Origin of the sequence: Acinetobacter sp. XS-4 (assembly GCF_023920705.1) — a bacterium.
Lineage (GTDB): Bacteria > Pseudomonadota > Gammaproteobacteria > Pseudomonadales > Moraxellaceae > Acinetobacter.
Map to the genome: position 1 here is coordinate 1,748,557 of NZ_CP094657.1, position 17,066 is coordinate 1,765,622.

Below are 17,066 nucleotides of genomic sequence, written 5' to 3' on the forward strand. Positions count from 1 at the left end.
ACGATATATGTCGGTATCATCTTTGATATTGCTGGAACTTAAGGCGATTGATTTATCTTTTGGCTCTTCACAAGTGTTAAAGCAGCTCAGTTTAGAGGTACGAGAAGGCGAGATTTATTCTTTGATTGGCCCCAATGGTGCCGGTAAAAGTTCAGTGATCAATATTATTAATGGTATTTACCAGCCGCAATCGGGTCAGATCATTTTTGCCGGTCAGGTTTTGCATAACTATAAGGCAAAACATGCACCTTATTTAGGAATTGCGCGGACCTTTCAAAATTTAGCACTCTTCAAGCAAATGTCGGTATTAGATAATGTCTTGACTGGGCGTGTATTAAAAAGTCGCCACTCATTGTTGGGTGCATTGTTGTCTTTACCGCCGACTCAAAAAAATGACGATTTACAACGTTTTAAAGCTGAAGAGATTCTAAAGCTTCTTAATTTGCAAGAGTATCGCGATCAACTGGTCAGTGCGTTGCCTTATGGTTTGCAAAAACGTGTTGAGTTGGCAAGAGCATTGGCAGCAGAACCAAAGTTTCTGCTTTTAGATGAGCCTATGGCTGGAATGAATCATGCTGAAAAACAAAATATTGCCAAGTTTATTCAGAAAGTAAATCGGCAGTTAGGTGTAACCATTTTCATGATTGAACATGATTTGGCTGTCGTGATGGATATTTCCGACCACATTGTGGTGCTGGACTATGGAAAAAAGATTGCAGAAGGCACACCACAACAAATTCAAGAACATCCCGAAGTGCTGAGCGCATATCTAGGGATTCAAACGCTTGAAGTGCATTGAGCATATATAAATAAATCAAAAAATAAGAGGTTGCTTTTTCTATGTCATTTTTTCTAGAAGTCTTGTTGGGTGGTACGTTGGCAGGTGTCATGTATTCATTGGTTGCCATTGGGTTTGTTTTGATTTATCGGGCATCGGGTGTGTTTAATTTTGCACAAGGTTCTTTGGTTTTATTTTCAGCCTTAACTTTTGTGAATTTAACTGAACGTGGCATTCCATTTGTGGTGGCTTTTATTGTCACGCTATTTGTCATTTTTGTGCTGGTTTTATTGATTGATGCATTGATCTTAAAGCATTTGATTAATCGTTCTGTCATTACATTGTTCATGGCGACATTGGGTTTGAGTTATGTCATTGAAGGATTGGCTCAAACTGTATGGGGAACACAGGTTCATGGTTTGGACTTGGGGATTTCCGATGCACCAATCAATTTCTTTGGCATCATGCTGAGCAAGTTTGACCTGTTTGCGACAGGCATTGCTGGAACATTGGTCATTGTTTTATCCCTTTTATTTAGTAAAACCCGCTTTGGCATTTCACTACGTGCAGTTGCTGATGATCCTTTAGCAGCACAATCTGTGGGTATCCGGTTAAATCATATCTGGATATTGGTTTGGACTGTGGCAGGGTTTGTTGCATTGGTCGCTGGGTTACTTTGGGGCGCACGTTTAGGTGTTCAATTTTCACTTTCATTGGTAGTGCTTAAGGCATTACCTGTGCTCATTATTGGTGGTTTTACGTCAATTGCAGGTGCAATTTTAGCGGGCTTGATTGTGGGGGCAACCGAGAAACTGGCAGAGATTTATTTAGGCGGCATTATTGGCTCCGGAATTGAAAACTGGTTTCCATATGTGTTGGCGATTCTCTTTTTATTGGTATACCCAACTGGTCTGTTTGGTCAAAAACAAGTGACGAGGGTATAAGCCATGTTTCTATTTAGCCAAACTAGACAATACGTACAGCAGTATCAAGATGAGAAGCGCATTTTTCGCCTTAAAGAGCATCGTATTCTATTTATTTTTGGACTGTTGATTGCTTTTCTGTTCGTTCCATTTGTCGGGCCAGATTATTTATTCAATGCCATTTTAGTCCCTTTTCTAGTATTGGCACTTGCTGGATTGGGGCTCAATATTTTGACGGGTTATACCGGACAACTTTCTTTAGGTGCTGCGGCTTTTATGGCAGTGGGCGCATTTGCAACATATAACTTAGAGCTGCGAATTCCTCAATTGCCATTACTGTTTAGCATTTTTCTTGGTGGCGTAATTGCTGCTTTAGCTGGAGTTGTGGTTGGTTTGCCAAGTCTTCGAATTAAAGGCTTTTATTTAATTGTTTCGACCTTGGCTGCACAGTTTTTTGTGCCGTGGTTATTCACGCAGTATGGCTGGTTTACCAACAATAATGTTTCGGGCGTGATTACTGCTCCACGTATGGAAATATTGGGTTATTCCATAAATAGCCCAGTTGGGCACTACTTATTAACCTTAAGTATTGTTGTGGTTTTAACTGTTTTGGCTCGCAATCTGATCAATAGTCAATATGGTCGTAATTTTCGAGCTGTACGAGATATGGAAACTGCGGCAATCACCATTGGTATTCCCGTAAGTCAAACCAAATTACTGGCGTTTGCGATTAGTTCATTTTATCTCGGTATTGCTGGAGCACTTTGGGCTTTTGCTTACCTTGGAACTATCGAAGCAGATGGACTAGATCTTAATCGATCATTTCAAATTTTATTCATCATCATTATTGGTGGTCTAGGCAGTCTAACAGGCAGTTTTTTTGGGGCGGCATTTATTGTGCTGTTGCCTATTTTATTGAGTGTTTTGGGGCAAGCTGTTTTTGGACAAGCTATCGATCAAGCACTGCTACAGAATCTACAAAAAATTATTTTTGGGGCTTTGATCATTTATTTCCTGATTAAAGAACCAGAGGGATTAAGCCGTTTACTACGTAATCTTTATCACAGATTAAGAAAATGGCCATTACGTTATTAATTGTTTTAACAATACTTTTGTCTGTTTATTTAGAGATTAATTTATGAAATTATTTAAATCCTTGTGGTTTTGGCTGGTGGTGGTTGCCATTGCTTTAGTCGCTATTGTATTTGTCACCAAAAAGGACAAACAAAATCCACCTGAGCAAAAACAACAAGCAGCAACTGAGCAACAGACACAATTGTCGGATAAAAATGCCCAGTATTTTCCTTTGCAGAGTTATCGGGTTGGCCCTTATGCCGCTGGTGGAACGGGCTTTTTCGGAGGCTTTATTGACTACCTGAAAGCGGTCAATGCCAAGGGCGGTGTAAATGGCGTAAAGCTGGTGTGGTCTGAGTGCGAAACGGAGTATGTCGTAGAAAAAGGGGTGGAATGCTATGAGCGTTTGAAGAATGGTTTAAATGGAGCACCTGCTGCGGCAACCAACCCTTTATCTGTCGGTATTGCTTATGCAACTTTGGAACGTTCAACGAAAGATAAATTACCCTTGATTACGATTAATCATGGGCGTACAGATTCTACGGATGGCCGTGTTTTCCCGTACGTGTTTCCATTGCAGCTCAATCCGTATAGTGAAGTATCTGCAATTATTAATTATTTAGGTCAGCAAAGCGGTGGACTGGAAAAACTGAAAGGTAAGAAAATCGTAGTTCTATATCACGGTTCTCCTTACGGGAAAGAAACGATTCCAGTCATTGAGATTTTATCGAAAAAATATGGCTTTGAAGTAACCAACATTGAAGTACCGCATCCGGGTAATGAGCAGCAATCTCAATGGTTAAACATCAGACGGATTCAACCGGATTGGGTCATTCTTCGTGGTTGGGGTGTGATGAATCCTGTTGCATTAAAAACTGCGCAGAAAGTGGGTTATCCAACGAATAAAATCATTGGGAATATCTGGTCAAATTCAGAAGAAGATGCTGCACCAGCGGGCGCTGCGGCAAATGGTTTTATCTCAATTACGACTCATCCATCAGGAACTAATTTCCCTGTATTGCAAGAAATTAAACAACTTGTTGTTGATAAAGGTCAGTCAGATCTTGCTGATAAAAATCGTTTCGGTACGGTTTACTATAACCTTGGGGTGGTAAATGGCATTTTGAATGTAGAAGCAGTGCGCGTGGCACAAAATAAATTTGGTAAACGTCCGCTTACTGGTGAAGAAGTCCGTTGGGGCTTTGAACATATTAACTTAACTGAAGCACGTCTCAAAGAACTCGGTGCATATGGTTTGGTACAGCCTTTAAAACTATCGTGTGAAGACCATGAAGGTGGTGGTGCGGTACGTTTCCAACAATGGGATGGTAAAGAGTGGAAAGTAATTAGCGATTGGGTACAAGCAGATCGTACCTTGTTACGTCCGATTATTGAACAATCTTCAGAAAAATATGCCAAAGAGCAAGGCATAAAAATTCGAGATTGTGCAACTGAAGAATAAGATCAGGAGATGACTGCATGTCTAAATCATTAAACAGTACCGAGCCTGAAAATAGTGAACCGTTGCTAAATGTCGATAATATTAAAGTCGTATATGAGCAGAGTATTCTGGCAGTTAAACGGGTGAGTTTAACTATACCTTCTGGTTCTATTGTTGCATTGCTTGGTGCCAATGGAGCAGGTAAGAGTACGACTTTAAAAGCAATATCACAGTTGATTTTTGCTGAAAATGGACAAATTCACCGTGGCAAAATTGAATATCAGGGTGAATCCATACTTGGAAAAAATCCAAGTGATATTGTCAAAAAAGGTTTGGTACAAGTCCTTGAAGGGCGTCATTGTTTTATACATTTGACTGTTGATGAAAATTTACGGACAGGCGGTTTTATTTCACATCATTCGGGTGCCAAACTCTCAACTGCATTAGAAAAAGTTTATCAATATTTTCCAAGACTTGCAGAAAAAAAACAGACATTGGCAGGTTATCTCTCTGGTGGTGAGCAGCAAATGCTTGCTATTGGTCGAGCATTAATGACAGAGCCAAAGTTGGTTTTATTAGATGAACCCTCAATGGGGTTGGCTCCTAAGATTAGTTATGAAATTTTTGAATTAATTAAGTCACTATCTGAACAGCAAGGCGTGAGTTTTTTAGTTGCCGAACAAAATATTCGTTTGGCACTTGCCTACACCAACTATGCTTATGTCATTGAAAGCGGTGAGATCAAAGTTTCTGGACAGACTCAAGTTCTATATGAAACTGGACAAATTCAAAAAGCATATTTAGGGGAGATTGCTTAGTTTTTAATAGCCAGCCATCAATCAAATGATCGATGGCTGATTTCATATCAATAGATAAAAAAATGATTTATTCGCCGCGTTTATTTACAACCAACTCACCTAAGTCAATAAGTCGAGAACGAATGACATTACGACTTAAACCTAACATTTGTGCAGTTTTGACCTGATTTTGGTGACAATAATGATAGGCGATTCGTAATAATTGCTCTTCAAATTGTGCATAAACCTGACCATCATTTTGCTGAAATAACTGATGAAAAACTTCTTTTAATTTGGGATTTATGACGGGTTCACTTACTTTTTTCTCTTGAAGTTTATTTTGATATAGTTGAGTTGGCGGTTGAATCAATGTGAGATCATGACTTTCAATAATGCCATTTTGGCAAATTAATAGCGCATGATGGATCATATTTTCTAGTTCACGAATATTACCAGGCCACCAATAATTGCTAATTTTTTCTTTTGCAGCATCGGAAAAATTGGCTTTTTCATAGCCAAGCTGAGCATGATATTTATCAATAAAGTGATAGGCGAGAGGTAAAATATCTCCTTTTCGTTCACGTAAAGGTTTGATGTTTAAGGTAACTACATTAAGGCGGTAATATAGGTCTTCACGAAACTGATCACTAATAATGGCTTGCTCTAAGTTTACATTTGTTGCTGCCAATACTCTTACATTGACTGGAATACTTTTGCGAGAACCCAAGCGAACCACTTCACGTTCTTGTAATAGTCTTAGAAGTTTGACCTGAATCCGTTTAGATAAATCCCCGATTTCATCAAGCAATAACGTTCCACCGTTTGCAGCCTCGAACCATCCGGCATTGCTCGATAATGCCCCTGTAAATGCACCTTTTTCATGGCCGAAGAGTTCGCTTTCGACAAGTGTCTCAGAAAAAGCACCACAGTTCACGGCAATAAAAGGTTTATTACGCCGTTTACTGTGGTTATGAATTTGTCTGGCAATGAGCTCTTTACCTGTACCTGTTTCCCCATGAATTAATACACTCGCTTCGCTGGGTGCAATCTGCTTGATATATTCAAGCAACTTTTTCGATTCTGGGTCGTTAAATACCTGTGCCGTAGCTTTATGCGAGTCACTGCGTTGGGTAATTTCAGGTAGCGTAACAATATTATGCCGCATCTAATATAGTTCTCTCATTATAGCAAATTGTTTGGAGGTCGGTTCATATCGCTTATTCCTGAGTATTCACTTGTTGATGATGTTATGAATAGAATGACGCTTTGGGATAAAGATCATTCAAAGCCCAAAGTCCTAAATCTTGCAGCTTATAATCCACTGGGTCATGTAAGGTTTGTGTTCGTACATTGCGCCAGAATCGGTCAAATCGTAAAGATGCCTGAGTTGCTCTGGCTCCTGTCACCTCAAAAATACGATTGGTAATGTCCAGACTTGTACGCGTTGCTGCCACTTTTGCTGTTGCTACGGCAATCGCAACTTCACCACGTTGTTGTTCTGTCAGGTTTTCAGCAATGTCCCATGCCTCTTGTAATTTGGTGATCGCATTTTTGTTTAACAGACGTAAGGCCTCTAGTTCTAACCAGAACTCGCCATAGTGTCGCAAGATGTAAGGATCTTGGTCAGCATGTTCCACGCCAGATAAAAACCATGCACGTGATTCAGTTTTTGTATAGCGTTTGGCTTCAAGCATTGCACCTTCGGAAACACCCAAAAACATATTCACAAAAACCAATTGTGCAATTAAAGGTCTTAGCGTTGAAAATGGCGTACTCAGTGGGCCTGGGTTAAGCAACATATCTTTTATTTCAACACGAACACGTTCGAAAATGGAACTACCACTGTCAGTTTGACGTTGTCCAATATTATCCCAGTCATGGTAAAGCGTAATTCCTGAGCGTGAAGTTGGTACGGCTGCAATTAATAGTTTACCAGTTGCTTCATCTACACCTGATGCAATAAGCATTTCCGAGTCGAGCGCACCTGAGCAAAAGCTTTTTTTACCAGAAAATTCATACCAATCATCCTGATTTTTTACGACTGTACGTTTGTCGAGAGGGTTTAATGCATTTCCCCAAAACCATGATTTTTCAGCCGTGAGTTTGTACCAGCTTTGCCATTGCTGTGCATTGCCAAATAGGCGAACCGTTGCTAAAAGCAAATGATGAAAACCAAAAACATGGGCAAGTGAACTATCAGCCTGAGCAAAAATTTTGACAACATTAAAGATGTCTTTCCACTGACCGGACAAGCCACCAAATTGCTCTGGAATGGATAAGGAGAGAAGACCACTTTGACGAATTAAATCGCGCTCATGTTTAGGAGTACCGCCAACTTTATCTCGTTCTATAGCAGTTTGCGCAAACTGCTGAGCCAGAGACTGTGCAACAGGAATAACATCAGAAAGACTACGAATACTGTGGCTCTGATTTAAAACGTTCATATTTGCCTTATCCTTTATTTATCTATTTTTTACATAATTTAAGATTTACTTTCATGATGCTGCGTAAGGATGAATAAGAAAATTGCTTGGCACTTCTCAATTGATTTATAAGGTGTCATGGCTAGATAAATCATAAGAGATTCAACCAGATTAAAGTCTCATAGCATACTGCTGGCAAGCACTAAGCCAATAAAATATTTATTACATTTCAATAGTCTGGTTTTTTTCTCATGTGGTAGGTTGTTTTAAATGCAAAATGTTGATGTGCTCTTGTAGAAGCAACACGATGCTTTGGTAATGTTGCCATATTTCACATGGGGTGTCCTAAATGAGCAAATAATTAAATTTAATATTATTTGCACTTAATATTATTGGTATTAGTTATTTAGAAAACTTAGATTAAGGTGCATTGTTTAGCTAATTTTCTGATTTAAGAAAATATATTTGTTCACATTTATCTCATCCACTTTAAATTTTGGAGATGATTATGGATATCGTCAAACATCCCGAATCTCGTCAACTCGTACGTACGGTTAAAGCTAGTGCATATGTATTTGAAGATCAAAATTCAAAGTGTTTAATGTCTTATATTGAACAAATTGCACCGAGTGAAGCGACCGTTTTGATTATTGGTGAAACAGGAACAGGTAAAGAACTGGTTGCCCGAAAAATTCATGCTTTATCCAATCGAAAAAACAAACCCTTTGTTGCTGTAAACTGTGGTGCTTTATCCGATACTTTGGCTGAAACAGAGTTGTTCGGTCATGAAAAAGGAGCATTTACTGGTGCTGTGAGCCAGCAGATTGGCTGGTTTGAAGCTGCGCATGGCGGAACCATTTTTTTAGATGAAATTGGTGATTTGTCACCGATCATTCAAGTGAAGCTGCTGCGAATTTTACAAGAAAATGAAGTAGTTCGGGTTGGTTCTCGGCAAACCAAAAAAATTGATGTCAGGGTGATTGCTGCAACGAACATTCGATTAGAAGAAGCCGTATATGCAGGCAATTTCAGAGAAGATTTATATTTCCGTTTAAAAGTTGCATCGCTCCATGTTTTACCACTTCGACTACGAACAGGTGATATTTTACCTCTAGCCGAGTACTTCATTAATGATTATTCGCAGAGTCTGAACAGGAAACAGCCTGTGCTGAGTGAAGAAGCTCAACAATTACTTGTGGATTATCATTGGCCTGGCAATATTCGTGAATTAGAAAATGCAATTCATCACGCACTGCTGATTTGTAAAAATGGTGTGATTCAAAGTTATGATTTCCAGCTTTCAGGTTTTAAGCATAAATTACTTACTTCGGAATATGATTTTTCGATTTATCGCAATTCAAATCAAACTTTAAAACAATTGCTGTTTAGTTGGTTTGAAGAAGGGATCGAAGACTTAAATGAGCAGTTAGAGGCAGAAATTACTGAAGCTGCCTATGAGTATTGTCATCATAATCAATTGCATACTGCAAAACTATTAGGAATAAGCCGAAATATTATTCGTGCAAGATTGATTAAACATGGTTTATTGTCTCCAAATATTCGAATATAGAGTACTTATTTTTATATCAACCCAAAATTACAATGTGATCTTGGGTTTTATTTTTGATTTAAAAGTAACGGTAATTCATTATCAAGGTCTCCCAATTTAAATTAATTTCTGTTGAAACTAAGAAGCTATGACTATATTCAATGGACAAAGACGAGGGGTAGCGTTAAGTTCAGCAAAAATATGGTGACTTATGGCTTGCTTTGTAGCATTACTGAGTTTGTAGTCCAAGACCGTCGTACGCTGAGTAGAGATCACCGATTGAATTCCATATGGTTGGGATGTGGGCGAGTAAGCACATCAACATGCCGCTACGGACTTATTCTTCTTAGCTAAGAAAGATCTAATATTGCTGTCTGTTTAATTTCAAAATAAGACATAAATCATTTAATATTGTAACTTTAGTTTTTAAGCACATCTTTAATTAGATCTAATAAAATTGATAAGGGGTAAATAATGTCAGAAGCTGACAATAAACAAAAAACTAATTCTGAATATTCATTACAAGTTGATTGTGCTTCAGCTTTGAGTTTCATTTTACAACAAAATTCAGTGCCCCTAATTCGACAAGTTCTAATTTCTTCAACTGAAACAATTTCGGGTTCTCGTATTGTTATTCGTTCTAATCCTGAGTATTTCAAAGAACATACCATTCATATGGCGAGCCTAGAAGGCAGTCAAGTCTTAGCTCTCGATAAACCAAAATTAGCTTTTGATATTCAAATGTTGCAAGAGCTACCTGAAAATATGAAAGGGAGTATTGAAGTACTCTGGTTGAATGAAAAAGAAGAAGTGCTGGCAGAACAACAGTTAGAAATAGATGTATTAACTATTGATACATGGGGCGGAGAACGTCAGCCAATTGAGTTATTGGCGAGTTTTTCACAACCTAATTCTTCTGCGCTCAGTCCAATTTTAGTTAAAGCAAGTGAGATTTTAAAAACAAAACAACTCGGTTCATTAAGTGGATACCTAGACCGTGATCGCGACTCTGTTTTATCTCAATTAAATGCGCTATGGGATTCTTTATTATCACAAGATATTCATTACATTGTTAGTCCAGCAAGTTTTGTAAAATCGGGACAACGAGTACGTTTAGCAAAGCAGATTTTTGAAGAAAAACTGGCATGTTGTTTAGATACAACAATATTGTTAAGTGGCTTGGCTGAACAAATTGGTCTTGATACCTTAATCATTATTGAAGAATCACATGCTTATCTTGGAGTTTGGTTAAATGAAACCCCAAATGTTGATTTAATTATTGATGATATTCAGGCATTAAGAAAACGTTATGATTTAGGTGAGGTCGTTTTTATAGAAACGACTCTACTTACACAACAAGCAAAATTCGCTTCCGCGCTTGAAACGGCAAAACAATATATTAAGGATGAATCTCGTCAGAATAAATTTTATATTGCAATTGATGTTCGTCAGTCTCGATTGCGTGGTATTAAACCGATTTCTGCATATCAAGAAAAGAAAAATCATCTAGATGAAACAGAAATTGAATGGGCATCTGCTTCTATTCCTAATTACGATATTGACCTCCCTGTTGAAAGCAAAGCCACACGGGTTGATCGATGGTTACGCCGCTTGTTAGATTTAAGTCTTCGTAATAAGCTCTTAAATTTTAAAGATAATCGTTACAGTATTCCTTTACAGTGTTCTGAGTTAACACTTAGCAAACTTGAAGATGCATTGGCAAATCAGGAAGGTTTCTTATTTAAGAGTATTGATAGTATTTCGCTAAAAGATGTTCAGCGTGACAATGAAAGCCAACATATTGATCAGTACGTTGATGAAAACCTTTCAAGAAAATTATTATTTAGCCCGTTAGATACACCATTATTAGAAAAGCGCTTGATTGAAGTTTATCGTGCTTCACGTACTGCTTTAGAGGAAGGTGGGGCTAATACATTATTTCTTGCGGTCGGTTTTCTTGAGTGGAAAGAGTCAGAACGATCGAAACGTACATTTAAGGCACCATTACTACTTATTCCTGTACAGATTACGCGTGAGACCGCTAAAACAGGCTATCGTTTATTTATGTATGATGATGAGCCACGTTTTAACTCTACTTTACTACAATTATTAAGACAGGATTTTGAACTTGATATTGCGGGCTTAAATCCTTTACCAACAGATGATTCTGGCATAGATGTTAATCAGGTTTTACACATTGTACGAAAAGCGATTGTCAATATACCGGGATGGGAAGTAAAAGCTGAGGCTGCAATTGGTCAGTTCTCATTCTCTAAATACTTAATGTGGCTTGATTTGTCTTCACGAATGGATCAACTAAAAAATCAATCTGTGGTAAATCATCTGATTGAATCGCCACGGGAGCCTTTTATTAAACAAGATGAGTTTCCGCAACCTGCTCAATTAGATCAACAATATAAGCCACAGCAATTATTTACACCTTTATCGTCTGACTCTTCGCAGCTAGCCGCAGTCATGTCCGCAGCATTAGGGCGCACCTTTGTATTGTCAGGTCCTCCAGGTACAGGTAAGTCACAGACCATTACCAATATGATCTCTCAATGTTTGGCAGATGGTAAATCGGTGTTATTTGTTTCTGAAAAAATGGCTGCTTTAGAAGTCGTTTATCGCCGTCTGACACAAATTGGCTTAAGTGAATTGTGCTTGCAGTTACATTCATCAAAATCTCAAAAAATGGAGGTACTTGATCAACTGAGAGAAAGAGCGCAGAAAAATAATGATCCTTACTTTTTAAGTGCTCAACCTAAAACAACAGAATGGCAGAAACTTTCAGACAGATTAATTCAAACACGAGATGAGCTGAATCAACATGTAAAAAATCTCCATACATCACATCCTATTGGCTGGAGTTTGTATGCTGCAATGAGTGATGAACTTCGTTATCGGGATACTCCGCATTTACGTTTTCCTGATATCAATATTACGACGTTGACAGCAGAAAAACGTGAGCTAATGAGTGAGACAGTGACACAAGCAGTAAGTTTACGTCAGCTCGTCAACGAAAATGCGAAAGATGTATTGAATGGTTTTGCTGAGGATCTTGCTGAGCCAATTTGGAGCCTAGCATGGCAAGAACAATATCAGATATTACAAGATCAACTTGTAGATCAGATACAGCGGTTGCAAAATTCAGTTTCTACTTGGCAAGAAGTTTTTGGTTTTAGTGAAAAGCAAAATCTAAGTCTGGTTAAACATGATGTTTCTATTTTTAAGGCATTATCCGATCTTGTTCAACAAATCGATTTAGAACTATTAAGTGTTATTAAAGATTTAGATTTAAGTACTATTACGCAAGCGAAGCAGTTAGTCCAAGATTTAAAACAGCAGCGTTCTTCATTAGTGGGGCAATATCAGTCTCAAATTTATCAAGCAGATTTAAATCAAATTGCTTTTAAATGGCGTGAAGCTGAATCAAAAATTTTCCCATTCTCATGGTTTGCCAAGTTCCAACTAAGAAACTTAGTTAAAACCTATCAAAGCTCAACTCAACGTCCTACTGCTTTGGCGGTTGCTCATGACTTACCAATTTTACAACATATTCAAAGTCAACAAAGACAATTCACTGAATATGAAAATCAGTTAGCGAATAAACTTGGTCCTTACTGGCAGGGTGAAGACAGCGCGTGGCAAAGTTTTGAAACTATTCACAATCAGTGGCAAGAGATTAAGCAGATAGTTGCATCGACAATTACAGATCAAGCAACTTTATTAAAAGCCGTGGAGTTTAGTAAAAATAATAGTTTGGATGAAATAAAACAAAACATGGTTCAGGTGGAAAATACATTCGGTCAATTGTTGAATGATCATGCACTGAAAGGCGATATCCAACTCACTCCATATCTAGATATTAATTTTAGTGAAATTCTTGAAAGACAAAAGCAATTACAGCAACACAGTTCATCTTGGAGACATTGGTTAAATTGGCAAGCTATAAAGAGCCAGTTGATTAAACAAGGATTAAAACCCTTCGCCTTTGAACTTTTAAATACCCGATTGGAACTGGATGCTGCTTTAAAAAGTTTGAATATTAATTTAGCAAGACACTGGATTACTCATCAATTTAGTCAACATCCAGAATTAAATCAGTTCAATAGCCAGCAACATGAACAGAAAATCCAGACTTTTGCACAGCAGGATAGAGAACACCAGCTTGCTGCGAGCCATGAGATTATTCATCGTTGGAATGCTATTTTTAATGAACAAGATAAATATAAGGCACAGTGGACTGTTCTAAATAAAGAATTAGGTAAGAAACGTCGTCATATTCCTGTACGTGAATTAATGCGCCAGATTCCTGACGTATTAGTAGGTCTAAAGCCATGTCTATTAATGAGTCCTTTATCTGTGGCTCAATATCTGGATACTGAAGCAAAATTTGATGTAGTGATTTTCGATGAAGCATCACAGATTCCAGTATGGGATGCGATTGGTGCATTAGCGAGAGGTAAGCAGTCAATTGTGGTGGGGGATAATAAACAAATGCCACCAACAAGCTTCTTTGGTAAGGGAGATTCTGAAGAAGAAGTCGATGAGGAAGTTACTGAAGACTTAGAAAGTATTTTGGATGAATGCCTTGCTGCTCAGTTACCTGAGTTGGCTTTGAACTGGCATTACCGCAGTCGTTATGAAAGTCTCATTCAGTTTAGTAATCAGAAATACTACAAAGGTGGTTTATTTACTTTCCCTGCACCTGTTGCTAAAGATACCGCTGTAAAACTTCATATGGTTGAGGGTGTCTACGACAAAGGGGATACGCGTACCAATACGAATGAAGCTAAAGCAATTGTTGAATTTATTATTCAGCATTTACAGTCACAGTTAGGACAAGAGAACCCTTTGACCTTAGGTGTTGTGACTTTCAATATGACGCAGCAAAAGTTGATTGAAGATTTGTTGGATAATGAGCTAGCAACTCATCCCGAGTTAGAGACACTCAGTAAATCAGGCATTGAACCTTTATTCGTTAAGAATTTAGAAAATGTGCAAGGAGATGAACGTGATATTATCGTTTTCTCCATTACCTATGCAAAAGATCAGGATGGTCGCTTATCAATGAATTTTGGTGCGCTTAACCGTCAAGGTGGTCAGCGCCGTCTAAATGTAGCAATTACTCGTGCTCGTCAAGGATTACATGTTTTCTCTGCCTTGAGTCCAGAAGAAATTAATTTGGCACGTATGAATAATGAGGGTGTAAGAGATTTAAAAGACTTCCTGATTTTTGCTCGTAGTGGTCAGTTGCATTTAAATTATACGGATCAAGGTAAACAGCAAACTAAAAAAGAATTTGTACAGTACCTACAAACTCAGCTACAAGAACAAGGCTGGAGTGTGGATCTTGGAATAGGTCAGGGTGATAGCTGTGTAGATTTAGCTATTAAGGATGATTTGAATTCGGGTAGTTATATTGCTGGTATTATAGTAGATGGTGAAAACTATGCTAAAGCAGCTACAGCACGAGATCGAGATCAACTTAGACCAACGGTTTTAAATGGATTAGGCTGGGAAGTCTTATCTGTTTGGACGGTGGATTGGTGGTTAGATCCAGAACAAAACTTAACTAAATTTGTAAAAGTATTAGAAGAGATAAAAGCCAATCAAAATGTTGCTTAAATTATATAGAAACAGGTAAGGAGGCTTATTTGTTTCTGTATTTTTGAAAAAATTTATATCTGACTGAGAGGAAGCCGGTTGTGAGATTTGAATTGCTCTAGGCTAATTTTGAATCTATCTCATTAGTGTAATTCTATAACATTGAGGTGTGTCTTATTGTTTTAAAGGCAATAATAGTACATATAATTTGAATTATCCCACCAATTAAGATTGCTAGCTGTAAACCATTTGTACCACCATTCATTATGGTAAATATAGTTCCAAGAATAGCAACACCGATCGTCGCACCAAACATACGGGCAGCATTAATAAGCGCACTTGCAGTTCCAGATCGCGCTGCGATAGTTGAGCTAATCGCAATATTCATCAAGGGGCCAGTGGCACATCCCATACCTAGACCAGTCAAAATTAAACCCATTTCAGTGAAAATAATTGATTGAAAATTAGCACTTGCAGAAATTAAAAATAATCCTGAGCTAATAATTGCACTTCCTCCGATAGCCATTGTTCGTAGGCCATAGTGATGCGAAAGTGTACTAGAAAATGGAGAGACGATAGCAAATACGAGTGCCATAGGGATCAGGGCAACTCCTGCCATGGCAGTACTAAACTGACCGGTAGTTAGCCATGTTAGTGGTAATATGAACAGTACACCATACATGCCAAAAGTCATACCAGCTGTTGCGATCATTGCACCACGGAATGAGGATGAACTGAATATATCCAATGGTATTAGTGCTGCTGAGCCTTTCTTTGCTTCTACACGAATAAAAAGAAATAGCGTAATTAAGGCCAAAGCGAATGCGAAAATAGCTGTTTTCGGCGCTATATGAAACTGGATGGCAGCAAAAGCTAAGGACCCAAGTGAAACTGCACCTAAAATCTGAGCAAGTCCATCAACCTGTCGTCCTTGTGGATCAGATGATTCCTTTATAGAGATAGGGGAAAAAGCTAGAGCGGCTATACTGATAGGAATTACGATAATAAAAATACTTCGCCAACTGAAGTGGCTGATGAGTAATCCTCCAAGAGTTGGTCCTATTACAAAAGCTAGGCCATTACAGGCTGCCCAAATGCCAAGGATACGTCCACGTTCAGTAGCTTCAAGCCAAGTGACTCGAATAATTGCTAATGATGCAGGTATGAATAAAGCTGCTCCAAGTCCTGCTAATGATCGGCCAATTATTAGAATAAAAGCAGAAGGAGCCGCTGCACAAATTAAGGAAGCTATTGTAAAAATAGCTGCTCCTATCATGAATATAAAGCGACGACCATAGAGATCAGCAAGTAAGCCTCCTGTTAACAAAAAAATAGCATAGACCAAATTATAGCTATCTATAATCCACTGTAATGTGCTAACTCCAATGTTTAGATCACTCGCAATAGAATGTGTTGCAAGATTGATAATAGCTGTATCGATTTGAGCAACAAGAACAGCGAGACAAAGAGTTATTAATGCGAGTCTATGATGCTGAGTAGTTTTATTAGTTTCATTTAATTTTTTTGTATCGTTTAGATTATTTGGTGATTTCATTCTCATATCTGCAAATTTAAAACTTAATATTCACGAGTATATGGCTGGATTTGGGAAGATGCTTCGAGCAATATCGAAACATTGTCTATAACGAACTGGCTATGATTCTATCTTTGACAAGGAGATTGCAGTGCCAGCCTACTCGAATGTTATATCAACAGCTTTTTTAATTGCAGATCAAACACGTATGGCTATGCTTGTTGCCTTATTAGACGGGCGTTCATTACCAGCTGGTGAACTTGCTCGCATATCTGGAGTGACAGCTCAGACTGCTAGTTCCCACCTTACTAAATTATTGGAGGGTGGTTTAATATCCGTCGAAATGGAAGGTCGTCATCGTTATTATCGGCTCGCGGGTAGTCATATAGCACAAATTCTCGAATATCTTGCAGTTGTTTCCCCTGAAGTTTCAGGCAGAACAAAAGTATTGAGTCAAAAGGATCGCCAATTACGGTTTTGTCGCCGTTGTTATGATCATCTAGCAGGACAAGTGGGGGTAGCGATAACCACAGCTTTGGAGAATCATGATTATATTCGAGTAGTTGAAGATAAGCAGTTTATTGTTACATCATCAGGAATAGAATGGTTTTCCTCTATTGGTCTAAATGTCAGTTTAATTAAATCAAGTCGTAGAGGGCTTGCTCGACAATGTCTGGATTGGACAGAACGTGTTCATCATCTAGGTGGGCCATTGGGGGTACACCTCATGAATCATTTGTCAGTAATTGGTTGGTTACGTTATTCAAAATCGTCCCGTGCAGTACAAATTACTCAGAGAGGAATAGTTGAGTTGAACAAGCAACTCGGTGTAGATATAACATCTATTGATATTATTAATTAATTTATGTTCCTCAATATATTCTTAAACGAATCTAGTCAAGGGGTTAAAAGATTACTAAAATTATAGTTGTATACT

Annotated in this window: 11 protein-coding genes and 1 pseudogene; 9 read left to right on the forward strand and 3 right to left on the reverse strand. The window is 38.2% G+C overall.

Annotation, left to right across the window (positions count from 1 at the left end; genetic code table 11):
- The first annotated feature begins 7 nt into the window (after window positions 1-7).
- The 5 genes from MMY79_RS08220 to MMY79_RS08240 are packed head-to-tail and all read left to right on the forward strand — an operon-like array spanning window position 8 to window position 5,034.
- A complete protein-coding gene (locus MMY79_RS08220; protein WP_252612891.1) occupies window positions 8-799 on the forward strand; it encodes an ABC transporter ATP-binding protein in 792 nt (263 codons plus the stop codon).
- A gap of 41 nt (window positions 800-840) precedes the next feature.
- Complete coding sequence (locus tag MMY79_RS08225; protein ID WP_252612892.1) at window positions 841-1,722, forward strand: branched-chain amino acid ABC transporter permease; 882 nt, start codon at window positions 841-843, stop codon at window positions 1,720-1,722.
- A 3-nt stretch (window positions 1,723-1,725) separates the two neighbouring features.
- On the forward strand, window positions 1,726-2,796 hold the full coding sequence (locus tag MMY79_RS08230; protein ID WP_252612893.1) for a branched-chain amino acid ABC transporter permease: 1,071 nt from the start codon (window positions 1,726-1,728) through the stop codon (window positions 2,794-2,796).
- A gap of 43 nt (window positions 2,797-2,839) precedes the next feature.
- A complete protein-coding gene (locus MMY79_RS08235; protein WP_252612894.1) occupies window positions 2,840-4,237 on the forward strand; it encodes an ABC transporter substrate-binding protein in 1,398 nt (465 codons plus the stop codon).
- Window positions 4,238-4,254: 17 nt separating this feature from the next.
- Window positions 4,255-5,034: an ABC transporter ATP-binding protein gene (locus MMY79_RS08240; protein ID WP_252612896.1), complete on the forward strand. Its 780-nt coding sequence runs from the start codon at window positions 4,255-4,257 to the stop codon at window positions 5,032-5,034.
- A 67-nt stretch (window positions 5,035-5,101) separates the two neighbouring features.
- On the opposite strand, the gene MMY79_RS08245 is transcribed toward MMY79_RS08240, so the two are convergent.
- The gene (locus MMY79_RS08245; protein ID WP_252612898.1) at window positions 5,102-6,178 is read right to left on the reverse strand and encodes a sigma-54 dependent transcriptional regulator; all 1,077 of its coding nucleotides are present in this window, start codon (window positions 6,176-6,178) and stop codon (window positions 5,102-5,104) included.
- A gap of 82 nt (window positions 6,179-6,260) precedes the next feature.
- Entirely contained in the window at window positions 6,261-7,457 is a 1,197-nt protein-coding gene (locus MMY79_RS08250; RefSeq protein WP_252612900.1) for an acyl-CoA dehydrogenase family protein, read from the reverse strand.
- Window positions 7,458-7,944: 487 nt separating this feature from the next.
- Between MMY79_RS08250 and MMY79_RS08255 the strand changes: the two genes are divergently transcribed.
- From MMY79_RS08255 to MMY79_RS08265, 3 genes and pseudogenes are all read left to right on the forward strand, one after another.
- A complete protein-coding gene (locus MMY79_RS08255) occupies window positions 7,945-9,006 on the forward strand; it encodes a sigma-54 dependent transcriptional regulator (protein ID WP_252612901.1) in 1,062 nt (353 codons plus the stop codon).
- Between the two features lie 121 nt (window positions 9,007-9,127).
- Window positions 9,128-9,339, forward strand: a pseudogene (locus MMY79_RS08260) (hypothetical protein); the annotation flags it as partial.
- A 120-nt stretch (window positions 9,340-9,459) separates the two neighbouring features.
- On the forward strand, window positions 9,460-14,616 hold the full coding sequence (locus MMY79_RS08265) for a DUF4011 domain-containing protein (RefSeq protein ID WP_252612903.1): 5,157 nt from the start codon (window positions 9,460-9,462) through the stop codon (window positions 14,614-14,616).
- A 133-nt stretch (window positions 14,617-14,749) separates the two neighbouring features.
- Here MMY79_RS08265 and MMY79_RS08270 read toward each other — a convergent pair whose 3' ends face one another.
- Window positions 14,750-16,150 (reverse strand): MFS transporter, encoded by a 1,401-nt coding sequence (locus MMY79_RS08270; protein ID WP_252612905.1) that lies wholly within the window; start codon window positions 16,148-16,150, stop codon window positions 14,750-14,752.
- Between the two features lie 130 nt (window positions 16,151-16,280).
- Here MMY79_RS08270 and MMY79_RS08275 point away from each other — a divergent pair, with 130 nt between their 5' ends.
- Window positions 16,281-16,991, forward strand: coding sequence for a helix-turn-helix transcriptional regulator (locus MMY79_RS08275; RefSeq protein WP_252612907.1), 711 nt, complete (start codon window positions 16,281-16,283; stop codon window positions 16,989-16,991).
- Window positions 16,992-17,066: the final 75 nt, after the last annotated feature.

What these genes read in the sequence shown, in the direction of transcription:
- MMY79_RS08220 (WP_252612891.1), top strand. Translation starts at nt 8, where the DNA reads ATGTCGGTATCATCTTTGATATTGCTGGAACTTAAGGCGATTGATTTA.
- MMY79_RS08225 (WP_252612892.1), top strand. Translation starts at nt 841, where the DNA reads ATGTCATTTTTTCTAGAAGTCTTGTTGGGTGGTACGTTGGCAGGTGTC.
- MMY79_RS08230 (WP_252612893.1), top strand. Translation starts at nt 1,726, where the DNA reads ATGTTTCTATTTAGCCAAACTAGACAATACGTACAGCAGTATCAAGAT.
- MMY79_RS08235 (WP_252612894.1), top strand. Translation starts at nt 2,840, where the DNA reads ATGAAATTATTTAAATCCTTGTGGTTTTGGCTGGTGGTGGTTGCCATT.
- MMY79_RS08240 (WP_252612896.1), top strand. Translation starts at nt 4,255, where the DNA reads ATGTCTAAATCATTAAACAGTACCGAGCCTGAAAATAGTGAACCGTTG.
- MMY79_RS08245 (WP_252612898.1), bottom strand. Translation starts at nt 6,178, where the DNA reads ATGCGGCATAATATTGTTACGCTACCTGAAATTACCCAACGCAGTGAC.
- MMY79_RS08250 (WP_252612900.1), bottom strand. Translation starts at nt 7,457, where the DNA reads ATGAACGTTTTAAATCAGAGCCACAGTATTCGTAGTCTTTCTGATGTT.
- MMY79_RS08255 (WP_252612901.1), top strand. Translation starts at nt 7,945, where the DNA reads ATGGATATCGTCAAACATCCCGAATCTCGTCAACTCGTACGTACGGTT.
- MMY79_RS08265 (WP_252612903.1), top strand. Translation starts at nt 9,460, where the DNA reads ATGTCAGAAGCTGACAATAAACAAAAAACTAATTCTGAATATTCATTA.
- MMY79_RS08270 (WP_252612905.1), bottom strand. Translation starts at nt 16,150, where the DNA reads ATGAAATCACCAAATAATCTAAACGATACAAAAAAATTAAATGAAACT.